This is a genomic window from Kitasatospora sp. NPDC003701, assembly GCF_053587085.1.
Genome location: NZ_JBSFNM010000056.1, coordinates 1 through 18,176, shown reverse-complemented (window position 1 = coordinate 18,176; position 18,176 = coordinate 1). Strand labels below are relative to the sequence as shown.

The following is an 18,176-nucleotide window of genomic DNA, read 5'->3' as shown; positions in this document are numbered from 1 at the left end:
GATGGAGCTGCAGCCATGACGCAGGCACCCACCACCGATCTCCTCGCCCGGGCCCGGACCTGGCTGGCCGAGGACCCCGACCCGCAGACCCGTGAGGAGCTGGCCGCGCTGCTGGCCGAGGCCGAGGGCCCGGACGCCGAGTCGGACAGCAAGCTCGCCTGGTCGCGGCTGGCCGAGCGGTTCTCCGGCCGGCTCCAGTTCGGCACCGCCGGCCTGCGCGGCGAGCTGGGCGCGGGCCCGATGCGGATGAACCGCGCCGTGGTGATCCGGGCCGCCGCCGGCCTGGTCGCGTACGTCAAGAAGGAGAACCTGGGCGACCTGGTCGTCATCGGCTACGACGCCCGGCACAAGTCGTACGACTTCGCCCGGGACACCGCCGCCGTGGTGGTCGGCGCCGGCCTGCGGGCCGCGCTGCTGCCGCGCGCCCTGCCCACCCCGGTGCTCGCCTTCGCCGTCCGCCACCTGGGCGCGGCCGCCGGCGTCACCGTCACCGCCAGCCACAACCCGCCGCAGGACAACGGCTACAAGGTCTACCTGGGCGACGGCTCGCAGATCGTCCCGCCGGCCGACGCCGGGATCGCCGCCGAGATCGACGCGATCGGCTCGCTCGCCGACGTCCCGCTCGCCGCGGACGGCTGGGACGTCGTCGGCGAGGACGTCGTGGACGCGTACCTGACCCGCGCCGTCTCCATCGTGGACCCGCACAGCCCGCGCGACCTGGACGTCGTCTACACCCCGATGCACGGCGTCGGCCGGGACACCCTGGTCGCCGCCTTCCGGCGGGCCGGCTTCCCCGCGCCCACCGTGGTCGCCGAACAGGCCGAGCCCGACCCGGACTTCCCGACCGTGGCCTTCCCCAACCCGGAGGAGCTGGGGGCGATGGACCTCGCCTTCCGCACCGCCGCCTCGGTCGGCCCCGACATCGTCATCGCCAACGACCCGGACGCCGACCGCTGCGCGGTGGCCGTCCCGGCCAACGGCGGCGCCGACGGCAACGGCACCGGCTGGCGGATGCTGCGCGGCGACGACGTGGGCGCGCTGCTCGGCGCCGCGCTGGTCGCCAAGCGGGCCACCGGCACCTTCGCCACCACCATCGTCTCCTCCACCCTGCTCGGCCGGATCGCCGAGGCGGCCGGCCTGGGCTACGCCGAGACGCTGACCGGCTTCAAGTGGATCGCCCGCGCCGACGGCCTGCGCTACGGCTTCGAGGAGGCGCTCGGCTACTGCGTCGACCCGCAGGGCGTGCGCGACAAGGACGGCATCACCGCCGCCCTGCTGGTCGCCGAGCTGGCCGCCACCCTCAAGCGGTCCGGCCGCACCCTGGCCGACCTGCTGGACGACCTGGCGCTGGAGCACGGCCTGCACGCCACCGACCAGCTCTCCGTCCGGGTGGAGGACCTCTCGCTGATCGCCGAGGCGATGCAGCGCCTGCGCGAGCAGCCGCCGACCGTGCTGGCCGGCCTGACGGTCACCCGGGCCGACGACCTGACCGCCGGCTCCGCCGACCTGCCGCCCACCGACGGCCTGCGCTACTACCTGGCCGGCGAGGCCGTCCGGTCGGCCCGGATCGTGGTCCGGCCGTCCGGCACCGAGCCCAAGCTGAAGTGCTACCTGGAGGTCGTCCTCCCGGTCGGCTCCGCCGCCGATCTGGCCGCCGCCCGGGAGCGCGCCGCCGAGCTGCTCGGCGCGATCAAGCGCGACCTGGCCGTGGCCGCCGGCATCGACGGCTGATCCGCCCGCGCACGACGAAGGGGCCCCGCCGTCACGGCGGGGCCCCTTCGGCACGTTCCCGGACCTTCCGGTCCTCAGGCCACGATCGCGGCGATCAGCAGGGCCAGGCCCACCAGGGTCGGCGCGATGATCCACCAGCACCAGCGCACGGCCACCGGGCCGGTCGCGTCGGGGCGGCCCGCGTTCCGCTCGGCCATCTCCTGCAGGATCGCGACCACCTGGTCGGACCAGGCCCGGTTCGGGTCGGGCGAGCCCTCGACCACCGCCGGCGCCGGCCGGCCGAAGGTCGTGCCCAGCCGGGAGGCGTGCTGCTCCCCGCCGCGCTGCTGCATCCGGTTGGCCCGCTTGCGCTGGCGCAGCGACACCGGCACGGCCCACACCTGGTACTTGTGGCCCCCGGCCAGCAGCTCCACCGAGTAGCCCGCACGCAGGGCGTCCACGGCCGCCCAGGGCGCCGTGATCGTCCGCAGCGGGTTGCGCACCACCAGCCGCCGGTCGTTCGCCCGCACCGCCGGCCGCAGGGTGTACGCGATCACCGGGAAGGCGAACACCGGCACCGCGGCCAGCGCCACGAGCGGGGTCTTCCCCGTGCCGTTCACCGCCGCGTCCCCGATCAGCCAGCCGGCCACGGCCAACAGCAGCACACCGGAGATCACACCGGGAATGGAGCGGTACACGCGGTCCGCGTACACGGGCTCCCCGTCGGAGCCGGCCGGGCCCTGGTGGGGCCTGCCGTCGGATTCGGTCATGGCGACGATTCTGCCCCATGCTCCCCCTGATCTACAGGGGTGGCGATCACCGTGGTGACCCCGGCCGCCCCCCTTCCCCGCCCGGCCGGGTCCGCCCACCGTCCGCGTCCGCCCGGCTCCGGCCGGTCGGCGATCGGCGCGCCGGGGTGCCGAGATCTCGGTCCGGCATCGAAAGGTGGGGGGCCTAGCGGTTGACTACGCGCGTAGATATGCTGGTGTGGTGACTATGTCCACTCTTGCAGCCAATGCCCTCGGCGTTGCGGGCAGCGGTCTTCAGGACGTTGCGGCGTCCGAGGCCTCGCTCCGCCGCTTCCTGCACGGCCTGCCCGGCGTCGACCAGGTCGGCCTGGAGGCGCGCGCCGCCACTCTCGGTACCCGCTCGATCAAGACCACGGCGAAGGCGTACGCCATCGACCTGGCCATCTCGATGATCGACCTGACCACCCTCGAAGGCGCGGACACCGCCGGCAAGGTGCGCGCACTGTGCGCCAAGGGCCGGACCCCGGATCCGTCCGACCCGACCACTCCTCGCGTCGCCGCCATCTGTGTCTACCCGGACATGGTCGCCACCGCGAAGGACGCCCTGCGCGGCACCGACATCCAGGTCGCGTCCGTCGCCACCGCCTTCCCCGCCGGGCGCGCCGCGCTCCCGGTCAAGCTCGCCGACACCGCCGACGCGGTCGCGGCCGGCGCCGACGAGATCGACATGGTGATCGACCGGGGGGCCTTCCTCTCCGGCCGCTACCTGGACGTCTTCAACGAGATCGTCGCCGTCAAGGAGGCGTGCAAGCGCCCCGACGGCACCGCCGCCCACCTCAAGGTGATCTTCGAGACCGGCGAGCTGCAGACGTACGACAACGTGCGCCGCGTCTCCTGGCTGGCGATGCTGGCCGGCGCCGACTTCATCAAGACCTCCACCGGCAAGGTCGCCGTCAACGCGACCCCGCCGGTCACCCTGCTGATGCTGGAGGCCGTCCGCGACTTCAAGGCGCAGACCGGCGTCCAGGTCGGCGTGAAGCCCGCCGGCGGGATCAAGACCACCAAGGACGCCATGAAGTACCTGGTGATGGTCAACGAGACCCTCGGCGACGACTGGCTGACCCCGCACTGGTTCCGCTTCGGCGCCTCCAGCCTGCTCAACGACCTGCTGATGCAGCGTCAGAAGCTCACCACCGGACGGTACTCCGGTCCCGACTACGTGACGGTGGACTGATCACCATGGCCAAGAAGAAGAACATCGAGGAGCCCGTGGCCCAGCCGGCCGGCGGCCTCTTCAGCTACGCCCCGGCCCCCGAGTCGCCCGCCGCCGCGGGTGACATCGCCACCTCCTACGGCCACTTCATCGGCGGCGAGTTCGTCGACTCCTCCGGCAGCGAGGCCCTGAAGACGGTCAACCCGGCCACCGAGCAGGTGCTCGCCGAGTTCGCCCAGGGCACCGACGAGGACGTCGACCGCGCGGTCGCCGCCGCCCGCAGGGCCTTCGCCGACTGGTCGGCGCTGCCGGGCAGCGAGCGCGCCAAGTACCTGTTCCGGATCGCCCGGATCATCCAGGAGCGCAGCCGCGAGCTGGCCGTGCTGGAGTCGATCGACAACGGCAAGCCGATCCGCGAGACCCGCGACGTCGACCTGCCGCTGGTCGCCGCGCACTTCTTCTACTACGCGGGCTGGGCCGACAAGCTGGACTTCGCCGGCTACGGCCCGAACCCCCGCCCGCTGGGCGTGGCCGGCCAGGTCATCCCGTGGAACTTCCCGCTGCTGATGCTGGCGTGGAAGATCGCCCCGGCGCTGGCCACCGGCAACACCGTGGTGCTGAAGCCGGCCGAGACCACCCCGCTGACCGCGCTGCGCTTCGCCGAGATCTGCCGCCAGGCGGGCCTGCCGAAGGGCGTCGTCAACATCGTCACCGGTGACGGCCGCACCGGTGCCGCGCTCACCGCGCACCCGGACGTCAACAAGGTCGCCTTCACCGGCTCCACCCCGGTCGGCCGGGCGATCGCCAAGCAGATCGCCGGCACCCGCAAGAAGCTCTCGCTGGAGCTCGGCGGCAAGGCCGCGAACATCGTCTTCGACGACGCGCCGATCGACCAGGCGGTCGAGGGCATCGTCAACGGCATCTTCTTCAACCAGGGCCACGTCTGCTGCGCGGGCTCGCGCCTGCTGGTCCAGGAGTCGATCCACGACGAGCTGCTGGACGCGCTGAAGCGCCGGATGGGCACCCTGCGGGTCGGCGACCCGCTGGACAAGAACACCGACATCGGCGCCATCAACTCCGCCGCCCAGCTGGCCCGGATCACCGCGCTGACCGACGCCGGCGAGGCCGAGGGCGCCGAGCGCTGGTCGCCCGCGTGCGAGCTGCCGGGCACCGGCTTCTGGTTCAAGCCGACCCTCTTCACCGGCGTCAGCCAGGCCCACCGGATCGCCCAGGAGGAGATCTTCGGCCCGGTCCTGTCGGTGCTGACCTTCCGCACCCCGGCCGAGGCGGTCGACAAGGCCAACAACACCCCGTACGGCCTCTCCGCCGGCATCTGGACGGAGAAGGGTTCGCGCATCCTGTGGACCGCCAACCGGCTCAAGGCCGGCGTGGTCTGGGCCAACACCTTCAACAAGTTCGACCCGACCTCGCCGTTCGGCGGCTACAAGGAGTCGGGTTACGGCCGCGAGGGTGGCCGCCACGGTCTGGAGGCCTACCTCGATGTCTGATGTCGTGAGTCGTCTTGATGTCCTCAAGACCTACAAGCTGTACGTCGGCGGGAAGTTCCCGCGCTCCGAGAGCGGACGGGTGTACGAGGTGACGGACTCGAAGGGCGAGTGGCTCGCCAACGCCCCGCTCGGCACCCGCAAGGACGCCCGGGACGCCGTGGTGGCCGCCCGCGCGGCGGTCAAGGGCTGGGCCGGCACCACCGCGTACAACCGCGGCCAGGTGCTGTACCGCGTCGCCGAGATGCTGCAGGGCCGGCGCGAGCAGTTCGCCGCCGAGGTGGCGCTCTCCGAGGGCGTCGGCCCGAAGAAGGCCGCCGCCCTGGTGGACGCCGCCATCGACCGCTGGGTCTGGTACGCGGGCTGGACCGACAAGGTCGCCCAGATCGCGGGCGGGGCCAACCCGGTCGCCGGGCCGTTCTTCAACCTCTCCACCCCGGAGCCGACCGGTGTGGTCGGGATCGTCGCCCCGCAGGCCGGCTACGGGCACTCGCTGCTCGGCCTGGTCTCGGTGATCGCGCCCGCCGTCGCCACCGGCAACACCGTGGTGGTCGCGGCCGCCGCGGACGCCCCGCTGCCGGCCCTGTCGCTGGGTGAGGTGCTGGCCACCTCGGACGTCCCCGGCGGCGTGGTCAACATCCTCTCGGGCCGTACCGCCGACATCGCGCCCACCCTGGCCTCGCACCAGGACGTCAACGCGGTGGACCTCACCGGCGCCATTGCCGCCGACGGTCCCGGCGCGGCGGGTGCGCTGGAAGCGGCTGCCGCGGATACCCTGAAGAGGGTGGTCCGTCCGGAGCTGGACCCGTTCGCCCAGGACTGGACCAATGCTCCCGGTACCGACCGGCTACTCTCGTTCCTGGAGACGAAGACGGTCTGGCACCCGATGGGGATCTGACCTCCTCGTCACCCGCGGGCTCAGCGAGCCCGCCGAGCAACAACTCCACAGACTGGCCGTCCCCAGTGCCCTCACCCCCCCAGGGCCCGGACGGTCATTGGACGGACCCGCGCCTCTCCCCCCCTGGCGCGGGTCCGTCGACTTTCCCGGTTCTTTCCGGCGTTTCCGGCCCGCAGCCGCGCCCGGGTGGATCCGTCGACTTTCGTCGCCGCCGCGCCATCCTTTCGGCGCTCCCGGCCGGTCCCCGCCGCCGCGCAGACTGGGGCGACACACACCGAGGGGGAGCACCGTGGGAGAGATTCTCGGCGAGCTGATGGCACTGTTCGCGGACGGGTTCGTCCGCACGCTGGGGGTGGCCCGCGCCCGGCGCCGGCTGGCCGCCCGCAAGCCGGTCCGGATCCCGTGCTCGGCCCGCTCCGACGCCCCCGGCTGGCCGCCGCGCTACGTCAACGGGGGGATCCGCGTCACACCGGGCGCCGCGAGCGCCGACTTCGGCTCGCGCGAACTCGGCGGCGCGGGCCCGATCGCGCTGCTCGCCGGCGGGACCTTCCACGCCCCCGAACCCGACACCTGGCACGACCAGGACTGGGCCGCCACCGCCTACCGGGCCCCCGGCGCCGGTCAGCCGGTCTTCCTCCAGGTCGACAGCCGGTACCTGCCGCTGCTGCACCTCGCCCTCACCGCGCCGAAGTCGCTGCAGAAGGTGTGATCCGACCGGTTTCGGCATCGGGCCCGGATGCGTCAGACTGGTGTCCCGTGAGTGACTCCCCGCTGAATGCCGTGCCGATAGCCCGCGCCCGAGTGGTCCTGCTGTCCGGGCCCTCCGGATCGGGGAAGTCCTCACTGGCGGAGCGCAGCGGCCTGCCGGTGCTCCAGCTCGACGACTTCTACAAGGACGGGGACGACCCCACCCTGCCGCTGCTGCCCGACGGCGCGGTCGACTGGGACTCCCCGCTGGCCTGGCACCGCGAGCAGGCCGTGACCGCGATCCGCAGCCTGTACGAGACCGGCCGCGCCGAGGTCCCGGTGTACTCGATCCCGGCCAACGGCCGCGTCTCCACCCGGGTCCTGGACCTGGCCGGCGCGCCCGCGTTCATCGCCGAGGGAATCTTCGCCGCCGAGATCGCCGGTGACTGCGCCGCCGAGGGCCTGCTGGGCGACGCCCTGTGCCTGCGCAACGGCGCGCTGACCACCGCCTGGCGCCGGCTGCGCCGGGACGTCCGGGAGAGCCGCAAGTCGCTGCCCGTGCTGGTGCGCCGCGGCTGGCGCCTGATGCGCGCGGAGCGCTCGATCGTCGGCCGGCAGGTCGGGCTGGGCGCCCACCCCTGCACCGGCCCGGAGGCGGACCGGCGGATCCGGGCGGCGGCCGGGCGGCAGCTCTCGGCGGTCTGAGGTCCGAGGTCCGAGGTCCGCGCGGGCGGTCGGTGCGGTCGCGCTGCCGCGCCCCGGCCCGCCCGGGTGGTCCGGGTGTGGGGCCGCGAGGGCCCGCCCTGGGCCGAACGCGAACGCGAAGAACGGCGGGCCCGGTGCGTCTCCCCCGCACCGGGCCCGCCGCCTTCCCGGACGGCCACCGGGCTCCCCCGACGGCGCCGCTCCCCCGAGCCGGCGTCGCCAGTTCCCCTGACCGTCCTCACCCGTCCCCCGACGGGAGTCCCTGCCCCTCTCGGGGCCCCTCTCAGGCGACCAGCTCGCCGAACGCCCGGGCGGTGTCGCCCGACTTGTTCAGGTGCTCGTCGTCGCGCAGCCGGCGCAGCGCGCGCCAGATGCTGCTCTTGACCGTCCCGACGCTGATGCCGAGCACGTCGGCGATCTCCGGGTCGGTCTTGCCCTCGTAGTAGCGCAGCACCAGCATGGTCCGCTGGTTCTCCGGCAGCTTGGCCAGCGCCTGCCACAGCACGGCGCGCAGCTCGGTGCCGCCCATCGCGTCGGTGTCGCCGACCGTCTCCGGCAGCTCCTCGGTCGGGTACTCGTTGACCTTGCGGCGCCGCCAGGCGGAGATGTGCAGGTTGGTCATGGTGCGGCGGAGGTAGCCCCCCACCGCGGCCTTGTCGGTGATCCGGCCCCAGGCGCGGTAGGTGCTGAAGAGCGCGCTCTGCAGCAGGTCCTCGGCCTCGTAGCGGTCACCGGTGAGGTGGTACGCCGTGGCGTACAGGGAGGCGCGGCGCTCGCGCACGTACGCGGTGAACTCCTTGGTGTGGTCCTCCGCGACGGCCGAGTGCTCCCCCTGCGCGTCTCCCTGTCCCGCCTCGGTGGTGCGGGCCGCCGCGGGGTTCAACCGCAGCAGCGTCGCACCCGCGGCCTCGCGGCCGGCCGACTCCCCCGAATCGACCTTCCGCAGCCCGCTTCCCCCGACCCCCCGGGTTCCCCCGTTCCCCCCCAGGGTGTCCGTGCCCTCGACGCGGACGGGGAGGATCCCCCGCAGCGTGAGGGTGTTGGCGGAGTCGGCCACGTTCCCCCGGTGGCCGATTCCGTACAGCTCCCCCTGCCTGCCGCCGCCGCTCACCCGGCGGGCGACAGTGTTTCCACCGGCGCTGTGTGCGCACCCCCGCACGATCACGGCACCGGAGGTCTCGTCGGTCCTGACCTCGTACCGGGTCCGGTGGGTCGCCGATGACGAACGCGCGGTGCGGTCAGCCGGGTTGGTCCGGGTCTGCAGCCTGGCGTTCATCGTGCGCCCCCTTGGTCGGTACGAGCGGTTCCTGTTGCCGCCGTTCAGCCGGCCTGTTGGCCCGCTGTACTGCGGCGACATGGAAAATCTTGCCCGCCGGTTGTGATGACGCTGTCCGTCGACTGTCACAGGGCTGTCACAGGGGCGGGCCTTTCGTCCCGCACCGCCTCCCGCCGTGACGGACGCCGGTGGCTCCGGTTCCGGTTCCCGCGCGGGCGGTGGCAGGTGCCGGGGGGTGATTCGGCGCTCCGGGTGAGCCAGAATGAGGCCGTGCCTTTCCTCCTACTGATCGAGGACGACGACGCCATCCGTACCGGCCTCGAACTCGCCCTCACCCGCCAGGGCCACAAAGTGGCCACCGCCGCCTCCGGCGAGGACGGTCTGAGGCTCTTCAAGGAGCAGCGGCCGGACCTGATCGTGCTGGACGTCATGCTGCCCGGAATCGACGGCTTCGAGGTCTGCCGCCGGATCCGCCGCACCGACCAGCTGCCGATCATCCTGCTCACCGCCCGGTCCGACGACATCGACGTCGTGGTCGGCCTGGAGTCCGGCGCGGACGACTACGTCGTCAAGCCGGTGCAGCCGCGCGTCCTGGACGCCCGGATCCGGGCCGTGCTGCGGCGCGGCGAGCGCGAGAGCTCGGACTCCTCCGCCTACGGCACGGTGGTGATCGACCGTGCCGCGATGACCGTCACCAAGGACGGCGAGGACCTCCAGCTGACCCCGACCGAGCTGCGGCTGCTGCTGGAGCTCAGCCGCCGGCCCGGACAGGCGCTCTCCCGCCAGCAACTGCTGCGCCTGGTCTGGGAGCACGACTACCTCGGCGACTCCCGGCTGGTGGACGCCTGTGTCCAGCGGCTGCGGGCCAAGGTCGAGGACGTGCCCTCGGCGCCGACCCTGATCCGCACCGTGCGCGGGGTCGGCTACCGCCTGGACCCGCCGGCGTGACCGCCCCCGGCCACCGCCCCCCGCTCCTGATATCCCGCCTCTCCTGATCTTCCGCAACGACAGGCTCCCGTGACTGACCTTCAGACGACGACCAGCCGCTTCTCCTCGGGCCCGTGGCGACGGCTGCGCTCCCTCCGGGTGCGGCTGATCGCGGTGTTCGCCGCGGTCGCGCTGCTCGCCGCCGTCTCGGCCTCCGGCATCGCGTACTGGCTGAACCGGGACGCGGTGCTCAAGCGCGCCCAGGACACCGCGCTCAACGACTTCCGGGTCTCGCTCACCCGCAACGTCTCCGAGCTGCCGCTGAACGCCACCTGTGCCGAGCTGGTCCAGCTGGCCACCAGCGTCGCCAACTCCGGCCTCAGCTACGAGGTGGTGGTCTCCGACCCCGCCCGCCCGGACTGCGTCGCCTCCTCGGACCCGGTGAACTACACGCTCGCCGCCGTCCCGGCCAAGCTGCAGGACACCGTCGCGAAGCCGCGCGAGGTCACCGAGAACAACCCGTACGCGTACCACCTGTACTGGCAGCGGCAGAACCTGGCGGGCCGGCCGTTCGTGATCGGCGGCACCAAGGTGGTGCCGACCGGGCCGACGGCGTACATGTTCAAGTCGCTGGAGAACGAGCGGGCCGACCTGAACACGCTCGGCTGGTCGCTGGCGATCGCCACCCTGCTGGCGCTGATCGGCTCGGCGCTGCTCGCCCAGGCCGCGTCGGCCACGGTGCTGCGCCCGGTCAAGCGGCTCGGCGAGGCGGCCCGGCGGCTGGGCGAGGGCCATCTGGACACCCGGCTCGAAGTCGAGGGCTCGGACGAACTCGCGGACCTCGCGAGGACGTTCAACCGCACCGCGGAGTCGCTGCACGAGCAGGTCGAGGAGCTGAGCGCCCGGGAGGCGCAGAGCCGGCGGTTCGTCGCCGACATGTCGCACGAGCTGCGGACGCCGCTGACCGCGATGACCGCCGTGACGGACATCCTGGAGGACGAGGCCGAGTCGCTGGACCCGATGATCGAGCCGGCCGTGCGGCTGGTGGTCAACGAGACGCGCCGGCTCTCCGACCTGGTGGAGAACCTGATGGAGGTGACCCGCTTCGACGCCGGCACGGCCAAGCTGGTCGCCGACGAGGTGGACATCGCCGATCTGATCATGTCCTGCATCGACGGCCGGGCCTGGTACGACGCGGTCGAGCTGGACGCCCCGCGCGGCGTCCGGGCCGTGGTCGACCCGCGCCGGCTGGACGTCGTCTTCGCCAACCTGATCGGCAACGCGCTCAAGCACGGCGGCTCGCCGGTGCGGGTGACGGTCCGGGAGGAGGGCCCCCGGGAGGGCGGTCCGCTGGACGGCCCGCAGGACGAGCCGGTGGGCGGTCCGACGGGCGGCCCGGTGGGCGGTCCGCTGGACGGCCCGCAGGACGGGGTGGCGGGCGGCCCGGCGGTCGGCTCGGTGATCGTCGAGGTCTCCGACAGCGGCCCCGGCATCCCGGAGGACGTGCTGCCGCACGTCTTCGACCGCTTCTACAAGGCGGACAAGGGGCGGGCGCGGTCGGAGGGCAGCGGCCTCGGCCTGTCGATCGCGATGGCCAACGCACAGATCCACGGGGGGACGATCACGGCCGCCAACGGGGAGGTGGGGGCGGTGTTCACACTGACGCTGCCGCGGACCCAGCCTCCGCCGCCGCCGGCCGCCGACTCCGAGGAGAGTGCGCAGTGACCTCCCGCCCGTCCGTTCCGGCGGGTCCGGCTCGTCCGGCCCGCCCTGCCCGCCCGGCCGGTGCGTCCCGGGTGTCCCGTCCGGCCCGGGTGCTCGGCACCGTCGGACTGGTGGCCCTGGCCGCCCTCGCCGCCGGGTGCGGCATCCGCCCGACCGCCGTCCCGGTGGACGCGGGCGCGCCCGCCCGCCGGACGGCCTGCCCGACCGCGCCGACCATACCGACGGCGCCGGCCGCACCGACGCCGGTCGGGCCGACGGCGCCCGCCGCGCACTCCTCGGTGAAGCCGTTCGCGAGCCCGACGCCGTCGGTCACGCGGGCCTCCGGGCCGTCCACCCCGCCGGCGGACAACGTGTTCAGCGCGGTGGCGTCAGCGTCCCCGACGGCCACGCCGACCTGCCGCTGATCGATTCCGCCCGCTTCCGACCCGATCGGACCGGACCGGAGCCGTCCCGGACCGCTCCGAGGGGCTCTGGGCCGCTCTCCGGGGGCTCCGGGCCGCCATCCGGGCGTGCGGCGGAATGTTCACGCCGGGCGTGGAACCGCCGCGCCACCGGCTCACGTCCTTCCCCGCGTGCAGCGAGATGGCACCAGGGCACGCGAGCAGCGTTCCGTCGTGCGGACCGAGACCGGACCGGCGGCGGCCGTCCACCGTCCCCTACGGACGGCGGGCCTCGTCGGCCTCGTCCTCCACCTGACCCTGGCCGGCTGGTTGGTACTGAGACCGTTGCCGGTGGCCTGGGTCTACGACGCCAACCTGACGCCGCTGGCCTCGCTCCGCTCCTCCACCGCCTGGCAGTTGCTCGGCGAACTGCTCCTGCTGGCCCCGCTCGGCGTCCTGCTCCCGCTCGCCGGCGGCCGCCTCCGGGCCCCCTGGCTCCCGTCCTTCCTCCGCACCACGGGTGCCTCCGCGCTGCTGGCCACCGCCCTGGAGTTCCTCTCCTCCTGGACGCCGGGTCACGTCCTGGACGTCGACCACATACTGTTCGCCGTCGTCGGTGTGGCCGTCGTCCACGTGGCCCTGGTGCCCGCCTGCCGGTCGCTGCTGCTGCGGCCCCGCCGACCGCGTGCCGACCGGCCGGCGCCCGCCCCGGCCCCCGCGCCCGCGCCCGCGCCCGTCTACGCGGAGCCCGTTTCGTCCCACGGCCACTGAGGCGGCTCGCTGCTCGCGGGGCAGTAGTACGCGCCGGGAGCGGCGACCGCGCAGGGGGCGGGGTCGAGCAGCCGCCCGCGTCCGGGGGCGTCCCGCCCGCAAGCCCGGCAGCGCACCACGACCCGCGCCCCGGCGGCGCGCAGCCGGGCCACCGCGGCGTCCAGGTCGCGCAGGTTTCCCTCCTGGACGGGAGCGGGCAGGTCGTCCAGGAGCAGCCTGCCCTGCCAGAGGCTCAGCCCGGTCACCAGGCGGATTGCGCGGAGCAGTTCGATCCGCTGCTCACCCGCGCCGGTCAGCACGGCGACGAACTCCGGTTCCTCCACCTCGCCCCGTCCCGCCGGCTGCCGCGGACCCGCCGGGCGGTCAGCGGCCGGAGCGCTGCGCGGCCTGCCGGCGGCGCACGACCAGGATGCCCAGGGTGCCCACGCCCATCGCGATCGCCGTGGCACCGGTGATCGCCATCGGCGCGGAGGAGGAGCCGCCACCGGTCGAGGCCAGCGTCGACGTCGGAGCCGGCGCCGGAGCGGCCGCGTCGGCGGAGTGGCTCGGCGCCGAACCGGTGACCTGCACCGCCGCGACCACCGCAGCGGCGGACGGCGAGGTCGCGACCGGGGCCGGAACCGCCGGCGGGCTCGCCGCCCCGGTCGGGGTCGCGGTGGCCGTGACCGTCACCGTGGGCGCGGGCGACGCCGGGGCGGACGGCGTACCGGGGCCGCCCGACGCCACGATGCCGAACCCGACCGCCCGGCTGGAGGTCGTGACGCCGAGGCCGCCGCCCTCCGGCAGGCTGTGGCCGGTCAGCAGCACCGACGCCGTCCCGAGCGGCGCGTCCGCGGTGAAGGCCAGCCGGACGTCGATCGTGCGGGACGCGCCGTCCCGCAGATTCACGAGGTCGGCCTCCTTGTTGCCCGAGCTCAGCGCCAGGTGCAACCGGCCCGTCGCGGGGTCCTCCGACCGGGGCGTGGCGGCCAGCCACTCGCCCTCCGGGGTCCGGAATTCGAGCCGGACCACCTCGGCCGGCAGCGGGTGCCCGACCTGGACGGCGACCTCGGGGAGAACGCGGACGTCCTTGCCGCTGCGGTTGGCGACGACCAGCTTGAAGGGCTTCGCCGGGCCGCCCGCGGTGAAGGAGCCGGGCACGGCCTCGACACTCAGCTCCGCCGGGCCGGGCGCGGGGGCCGGCGAAGGCGTGGCCGGACCACCGACCGGCGCGATGGTGAAGCGCCCGTACTCGCTGAACGGGGTGGAGATCCGCTGCTCGGGCGGGAGCGTCGGGTCCGACACCACGGCCCGGAACCCGGCCGTCGCCGTGCCGCCGACGGCGCCGGCGGTGACGGCCAGGCGCAGCCGGTAGGTCACCGAGGCACCGGCCGGCACGCTGATCCTGGTGGCGAAGGTGTCGAGCTCCCACACCGCGCCGACCGACTGGCCGGGGCTGAGCAGGGCGCCCTTCCACTGGGCGCTGCCGGGCGCCTGGAACTCCAGCTTGAGCTGGGTCTCCTTGATGCCGGAGTTGACGTCCGCCAGGGTGAAGCCGGTGGTGGCGTCGACCGCGTGGTCGGCGGAGTTCTTCAGGGTCGCGGTGAACTCGGCGGCCGCCGCACCGGCGGTGAAGGTGCCGGGGAGACCGTCCAGCGTGATCGACACCGGGCCGTTCTGTGCCTGGGTGCTCCCGGTGCCCTGGGGGCTGCGGGGGCCCTGGGTGCCGCCCTGCGCGCTCCGGGCCGAGGAGGGGGCCGCGAGGGCGGCCGGGGCGGCGGAGAGGGCGGTACCGGAAACCAGGGTGGCGGTGGCGACCAGGGCGAGGAAGCTGCGGTGCTGAGTAGGCAATGGAACCTCACGGAGGAGAGCGGGCCTAGCCCGGCAAGAGAGTGGGTCGCCAGGACTGTGTGGGAACCCGTCGCAGGCCATGACCGTCCCGCTGCTCCGCCCCCAAACTCCAGCAACGGCGGCATCATATCCGAACGCGTGGACCATTCATGAAGGAGTTTCCGTCGCCGGGACGAACACTCGGCGCGGGTCGCGGAAAGCGCCGGCGCCGCCCGGTTTCCCCCCGCCTCCCGGCCGTTTACCGGGCTCGCCGCACCCTGCCGCCGACCTCGATCAGACCGCCGGGCCGGACGGCCGTGACGAGCTGCGAACCGAGCCCCTGGGTGATCGTCAGCCCTCGTCCGAGCCCGGCCGTGAGGAGCAGGGCGGCGGCGCCGGTGGCCTCGTCCTCGTCGATCCCGTCACCGCGACCGGGGAAGGCGCGCGCCCGTACGGTGCCCGCCGGCTCGTCCTGCCAGGCCCACGCGTAGATCCACTCCCCCGGCGGCGGGACGTCCAGGGCGTCCACCTCGGCCGCGGAGCCGTACTGCTTCAAGGTGCGCCCCGGCGCCCAGGCGGCGGGGGCCTCGATGCGGGTGAACTCGGCGTCGTGGCGCACCCGTACGGTGCCGGCGGCGGTGACCAGCCGGTCCGCGCCGAGCAGCCAGGCCGCGCCGACGCACGGGTGGCCGGCGAACGGCAGGCGAACGCCGGGCGTGTAGATGTCGATCGCGCCGCGCTCGGCGTCGTCGACGAACACGGTCTCGCTGAAGCCGAGTTCACGGGCGACGGCCAGCCGCTCGGCCTCGGTCGGGACGGCCGCGCCGTCACGGATCACGCCGAGTTCGTTGCCGTGCTCGCCGTCGGGGCCGCAAAAGACCCGAAGGACCTCATAGTCAGTCATTCGCCCACCCAACCAAGGGCGGGGGGCGGATTCAGCAATGGGTCCGTGACGAAAACGCGGCGGCGAATGTCGGCGGGCTCCAGTACTGTGCGCTCTCGTCCCCATCGGTTTCCCCCTTCTCACCTCCCACAGGAATTTGCCTCCGTGAACCTCGACTTCACCGTTGACCCTCTTTTCTCCTGGTATGTCGTGCTGCTGGCGATCAGCGGCATAGCCATGGTCGTGCTCGGCGCGATCAACCTCGGCGGCGGCCTGAGCGCCGGCTGGCGCATCATCAACGTGATCGCCGGTATCGCGTTCGCCGGCTACGCGTACTACCTTGCCTTCGTCTTCGAGGGCGGCACGTACCGCATGTTCTTCCAGGCGTTCATCCTGCCGGTGCTGCTGATCGTCAACGCCGTGAAGGCCATGGTGGCCCGCAGTAACACCCCGGCCCCGCAGCCGGTGGCCCACCCGGGGGCGTACGACCCGAACGCGCAGTACAACCCCAACGCGCCGTACAACCCCAACGCGGCCTACAACCCGAACGCCGCGCAGAACCCGTACGCGCAGCCGGCTCCGGCCCCGCAGGGCGCCCCGGCCCCGTACGCCCCGCCGGCCGCCCCGGCCGCCCAGCCCGGCACGCAGCCGCAGCCCCCGCAGTACCCGGCCAGCTGAACCCGGTGGCCGGCTCCGCCCTTCCGGTGACCGGCCACCCCTGGTGCAATGGCGGGGCACCACCTCACGCATCCGCCGCCGGACCGGTTCCGGCAGGACCCCGCAGAGGCCAACGATGACACCTGACGAACCGGACCCGGTGCCGTCCCCGGACCGCAGCGAGGAGCAGCCCGACATGGGCGACGCTCATGTCGGGCTGCTCGTGGCCGTGGGCGCGGTGGCCATCACCTGGTGGGTTGCCGAGCGGCCCGGTTGGTCCCTGGCCATCGCGGCCGTCCTCGCCGTCTGGTTCGTGATCGCCCTGGCCGTCATCACCGCACTCGGCGGCCGCGGCCGCAACGCCGTGCGCCGCGCGTACTTCGCCACCTTCGGCTGGCTGACGTACTTCTGACCTGCCCGCCGTCACCCCACCCGGGCGACGGCGGGCAGGTCAGGGCGTCAGACGGTGCAGGTCCCGGGGGAAGATTGTGGGCGGCGGCACAGCCAGCCGCAGATTTCCTCCCTGCATTCAGGAGTGTCTTCCCTCCGGACAGTGAGGCCGCCTTCGCAGCAACCGACGACTCTCTCGGCCCACAGGGCCCGGAGGTACTCGGCTCCCTCGACGTGTTGAGGAGGACAGCAGGTCGCGGCCGAGCCCCCGTGCAACGGGACTCCCCTCAATGCCTCACCCCAGCAGTTCGGCCGCCGCTCCGATCAGGGCACGGGCCTGCTCGCCGTGGACGGCCTGCTCGGCCAGCTCGCCGAAGGCCTGGACATAGAGGGCGATCTCGCTGGGCTGGCTGATCGTGAGGTACCCGGAGACCAACTCCACGTTCACCTGGGCTGCGTCGTAGATCCAGAAGCCCTCGACCGGCATCCGCACGCGGTCCGGGCTCATCGGCACGATGCCGAGGCTCACATTGGGCAGCGCGCCGACGGTGAGCAGGTGGGCGAGCTGTTCGTGCTGGACGTCCCGGCCGCCGGGGCCGGAGCGCAGCACGGACTCCTCCACCAGGAACGCGAACCGGCGGTCGCCTTCGTGGAGGACCCGCTGCCGCTCCATCCGCACGTCCACGGCGGCGTCCACGTCGTCCACGATCGCACGACGCTGCTGGACGGCCCGAAGCACCGAGGCGGTGTAGGCGCGAGTCTGCAGGAGCCCGGGGACCAGCCAGGAGGAGTAGGCGCGGAAGCGGCGGGTGCGCTCGTAGCGCGGCAGAACCGCCTCCTGAACACGCTTCAGGCCGTCTTTCTCCATGCGCCGCCATTCGACGAACATGCCGTCTACCGCCCGCAACGAGGCGATGAGGTCGGGCGCCCGGTCGTCGGCGCCGGCCGCCCGGCACCAGGCCAGGAGATCGCCGGGCGAGGGCAGCGTCCGGGCGTTCTCGATCCGCGAGGACTTCGACGGATGCCAGCCGCAACGGTCGGCGAGTTCCCGCCCGGACAGGCCCGCCTCCCGCCGGATCTCGCCGAGCCGATCGGCGAGATCCCGCCGGGCCTGCTGGACACTTGACGATGCTGGATCGGACATGGGCTTCGGCCGCTCAGCGCGGCTGGTACTCCTCGTGGGGGACGGCCCGCTGCCACACGGATTCGAAGGCTGACCCGCACAGCTTCGCCAAGGCCTGGTCGGTCACGTATTCGCGGCCGTCGATGTCGAGTTGGCCGTCGCCGGTGAAGTGGTGGAAGAGCACGGTCTCGTCGTCGAAGACCCAGAAGTCCGGCCCCGGGAGCGCGAGATCACGGGTCTGCCGCCTGGGAAGCCAGCGCACCAGCTCCCCTGCGGCGCGGTTGGCGAACGTCTCGTCGTACTCGAAACGGACGTAGTCGCTGATCGGCTCCGAGACGATGCGCGCCCGCCGGACGACCACACCTCGGGCCACCGCCGCACTGACCACGTCGTGCCAGGACCCCCACCAGGAGGCCCGGTGCGCGGGATCCGTTCGATGCCCGTTCTGCCAGGCGATGAAGGCGGGATCGTCCCGCATGTAGCTGTCGCGCATCTCCAGATGCACGGCCGAATACCGGGCCACGGCCAGAGCCTCACGAGCTGGTGGTTGCACGCTCTCCCCCGAAGCATGAGCGGTCGACGTTCCGCCGCAAGACTTCTCCCGGGACGCTCACGGGGTCAAGAACGCCGCCCCGGCGCCCGGAGGCACCGGGGCAGCGCAGGGGCGCATCTGTGCCTGGTTCGGCGAGGTGACCGGGTGGAAGCACGGGGTGTCCGGCTTCAACCAGTCCGTGGTGGTGCGGGTGCCGCGGGAGGCCGACCGGGCCT

Annotated in this window: 19 protein-coding genes; 12 read left to right on the top strand and 7 right to left on the bottom strand. The window is 73.5% G+C overall.

The genetic code is table 11. The features are described from left to right. Positions 1–15 precede the first annotated feature (15 nt). Positions 16–1,731: a phospho-sugar mutase gene (locus ACWDRR_RS34925; RefSeq protein ID WP_449776287.1), complete on the top strand. Its 1,716-nt coding sequence runs from the start codon at positions 16–18 to the stop codon at positions 1,729–1,731. Positions 1,732–1,805: 74 nt separating this feature from the next. Here the strand turns inward: ACWDRR_RS34925 and ACWDRR_RS34920 are convergent, their stop codons facing one another. Then, positions 1,806–2,480 carry a PH domain-containing protein gene (locus ACWDRR_RS34920; RefSeq protein WP_449776286.1) on the bottom strand — a complete coding sequence of 225 codons (675 nt, stop codon included), beginning with the start codon at positions 2,478–2,480 and terminating at the stop codon, positions 1,806–1,808. A 226-nt stretch (positions 2,481–2,706) separates the two neighbouring features. Between ACWDRR_RS34920 and deoC the strand changes: the two genes are divergently transcribed. The 5 genes from deoC to ACWDRR_RS34895 all read left to right on the top strand — a co-directional run bounded on the left by deoC (position 2,707) and on the right by ACWDRR_RS34895 (position 7,467). Further along, entirely contained in the window at positions 2,707–3,693 is a 987-nt protein-coding gene (deoC, locus tag ACWDRR_RS34915; protein WP_449776285.1) for a deoxyribose-phosphate aldolase, read from the top strand. Between the two features lie 5 nt (positions 3,694–3,698). Beyond that, on the top strand, positions 3,699–5,180 hold the full coding sequence (locus ACWDRR_RS34910) for an aldehyde dehydrogenase family protein (protein ID WP_449776284.1): 1,482 nt from the start codon (positions 3,699–3,701) through the stop codon (positions 5,178–5,180). Then, positions 5,173–6,075: an aldehyde dehydrogenase family protein gene (locus ACWDRR_RS34905; RefSeq protein WP_449776283.1), complete on the top strand. Its 903-nt coding sequence runs from the start codon at positions 5,173–5,175 to the stop codon at positions 6,073–6,075. The genes ACWDRR_RS34910 and ACWDRR_RS34905 overlap by 8 nt, the downstream gene beginning before the upstream one ends. A gap of 289 nt (positions 6,076–6,364) precedes the next feature. Then, entirely contained in the window at positions 6,365–6,784 is a 420-nt protein-coding gene (locus ACWDRR_RS34900) for a hypothetical protein (protein WP_449776282.1), read from the top strand. Between the two features lie 47 nt (positions 6,785–6,831). Then, complete coding sequence (locus ACWDRR_RS34895; protein WP_449776281.1) at positions 6,832–7,467, top strand: ATP-binding protein; 636 nt, start codon at positions 6,832–6,834, stop codon at positions 7,465–7,467. A gap of 283 nt (positions 7,468–7,750) precedes the next feature. On the opposite strand, the gene ACWDRR_RS34890 is transcribed toward ACWDRR_RS34895, so the two are convergent. Further along, positions 7,751–8,413 carry a SigE family RNA polymerase sigma factor gene (locus tag ACWDRR_RS34890; protein ID WP_449776322.1) on the bottom strand — a complete coding sequence of 221 codons (663 nt, stop codon included), beginning with the start codon at positions 8,411–8,413 and terminating at the stop codon, positions 7,751–7,753. A gap of 600 nt (positions 8,414–9,013) precedes the next feature. Here ACWDRR_RS34890 and ACWDRR_RS34885 point away from each other — a divergent pair. From ACWDRR_RS34885 to ACWDRR_RS34870, 4 genes are all read left to right on the top strand, one after another. Continuing rightward, a complete protein-coding gene (locus tag ACWDRR_RS34885; RefSeq protein ID WP_329487983.1) occupies positions 9,014–9,691 on the top strand; it encodes a response regulator transcription factor in 678 nt (225 codons plus the stop codon). 69 nt (positions 9,692–9,760) lie between these two features. After that, on the top strand, positions 9,761–11,395 hold the full coding sequence (locus ACWDRR_RS34880; protein WP_449776280.1) for an ATP-binding protein: 1,635 nt from the start codon (positions 9,761–9,763) through the stop codon (positions 11,393–11,395). A 71-nt stretch (positions 11,396–11,466) separates the two neighbouring features. After that, positions 11,467–11,799: a hypothetical protein gene (locus tag ACWDRR_RS34875; RefSeq protein WP_449776279.1), complete on the top strand. Its 333-nt coding sequence runs from the start codon at positions 11,467–11,469 to the stop codon at positions 11,797–11,799. Positions 11,800–12,009: 210 nt separating this feature from the next. Further along, positions 12,010–12,546 (top strand): VanZ family protein, encoded by a 537-nt coding sequence (locus ACWDRR_RS34870; RefSeq protein WP_449776278.1) that lies wholly within the window; start codon positions 12,010–12,012, stop codon positions 12,544–12,546. Here the strand turns inward: ACWDRR_RS34870 and ACWDRR_RS34865 are convergent. From ACWDRR_RS34865 to ACWDRR_RS34855, 3 genes are all read right to left on the bottom strand, one after another. Continuing rightward, positions 12,513–12,869 (bottom strand): ribosomal protein L7/L12, encoded by a 357-nt coding sequence (locus ACWDRR_RS34865; RefSeq protein WP_449776277.1) that lies wholly within the window; start codon positions 12,867–12,869, stop codon positions 12,513–12,515. The two genes, ACWDRR_RS34870 and ACWDRR_RS34865, sit on opposite strands and share 34 nt — an antisense overlap. 40 nt (positions 12,870–12,909) lie before the next feature. Continuing rightward, complete coding sequence (locus ACWDRR_RS34860; RefSeq protein ID WP_449776276.1) at positions 12,910–14,376, bottom strand: hypothetical protein; 1,467 nt, start codon at positions 14,374–14,376, stop codon at positions 12,910–12,912. 238 nt (positions 14,377–14,614) lie between these two features. Then, complete coding sequence (locus ACWDRR_RS34855) at positions 14,615–15,259, bottom strand: PhzF family phenazine biosynthesis protein (RefSeq protein ID WP_449776275.1); 645 nt, start codon at positions 15,257–15,259, stop codon at positions 14,615–14,617. Between the two features lie 144 nt (positions 15,260–15,403). Here ACWDRR_RS34855 and ACWDRR_RS34850 point away from each other — a divergent pair, with 144 nt between their 5' ends. After that, positions 15,404–15,916: a hypothetical protein gene (locus ACWDRR_RS34850; protein WP_449776274.1), complete on the top strand. Its 513-nt coding sequence runs from the start codon at positions 15,404–15,406 to the stop codon at positions 15,914–15,916. Positions 15,917–16,031: 115 nt separating this feature from the next. Continuing rightward, positions 16,032–16,307, top strand: coding sequence for a hypothetical protein (locus tag ACWDRR_RS34845; RefSeq protein ID WP_449776273.1), 276 nt, complete (start codon positions 16,032–16,034; stop codon positions 16,305–16,307). A 273-nt stretch (positions 16,308–16,580) separates the two neighbouring features. Here the strand turns inward: ACWDRR_RS34845 and ACWDRR_RS34840 are convergent, their stop codons facing one another. Then, a complete protein-coding gene (locus ACWDRR_RS34840; RefSeq protein ID WP_449776272.1) occupies positions 16,581–17,429 on the bottom strand; it encodes a helix-turn-helix domain-containing protein in 849 nt (282 codons plus the stop codon). Between the two features lie 13 nt (positions 17,430–17,442). After that, on the bottom strand, positions 17,443–17,961 hold the full coding sequence (locus ACWDRR_RS34835) for a DUF6879 family protein (RefSeq protein ID WP_449776271.1): 519 nt from the start codon (positions 17,959–17,961) through the stop codon (positions 17,443–17,445). Between the last annotated feature and the right edge of the window lie 215 nt (positions 17,962–18,176).

Coding starts and splice junctions, on each gene's coding strand:
- ACWDRR_RS34925 (WP_449776287.1), top strand. CDS start 16: ATGACGCAGGCACCCACCACCGATCTCCTCGCCCGGGCCCGGACCTGG.
- deoC (WP_449776285.1), top strand. CDS start 2,707: ATGTCCACTCTTGCAGCCAATGCCCTCGGCGTTGCGGGCAGCGGTCTT.
- ACWDRR_RS34920 (WP_449776286.1), bottom strand. CDS start 2,480: ATGACCGAATCCGACGGCAGGCCCCACCAGGGCCCGGCCGGCTCCGAC.
- ACWDRR_RS34905 (WP_449776283.1), top strand. CDS start 5,173: ATGTCTGATGTCGTGAGTCGTCTTGATGTCCTCAAGACCTACAAGCTG.
- ACWDRR_RS34840 (WP_449776272.1), bottom strand. CDS start 17,429: ATGTCCGATCCAGCATCGTCAAGTGTCCAGCAGGCCCGGCGGGATCTC.
- ACWDRR_RS34845 (WP_449776273.1), top strand. CDS start 16,032: ATGACACCTGACGAACCGGACCCGGTGCCGTCCCCGGACCGCAGCGAG.
- ACWDRR_RS34910 (WP_449776284.1), top strand. CDS start 3,699: ATGGCCAAGAAGAAGAACATCGAGGAGCCCGTGGCCCAGCCGGCCGGC.
- ACWDRR_RS34855 (WP_449776275.1), bottom strand. CDS start 15,259: ATGACTGACTATGAGGTCCTTCGGGTCTTTTGCGGCCCCGACGGCGAG.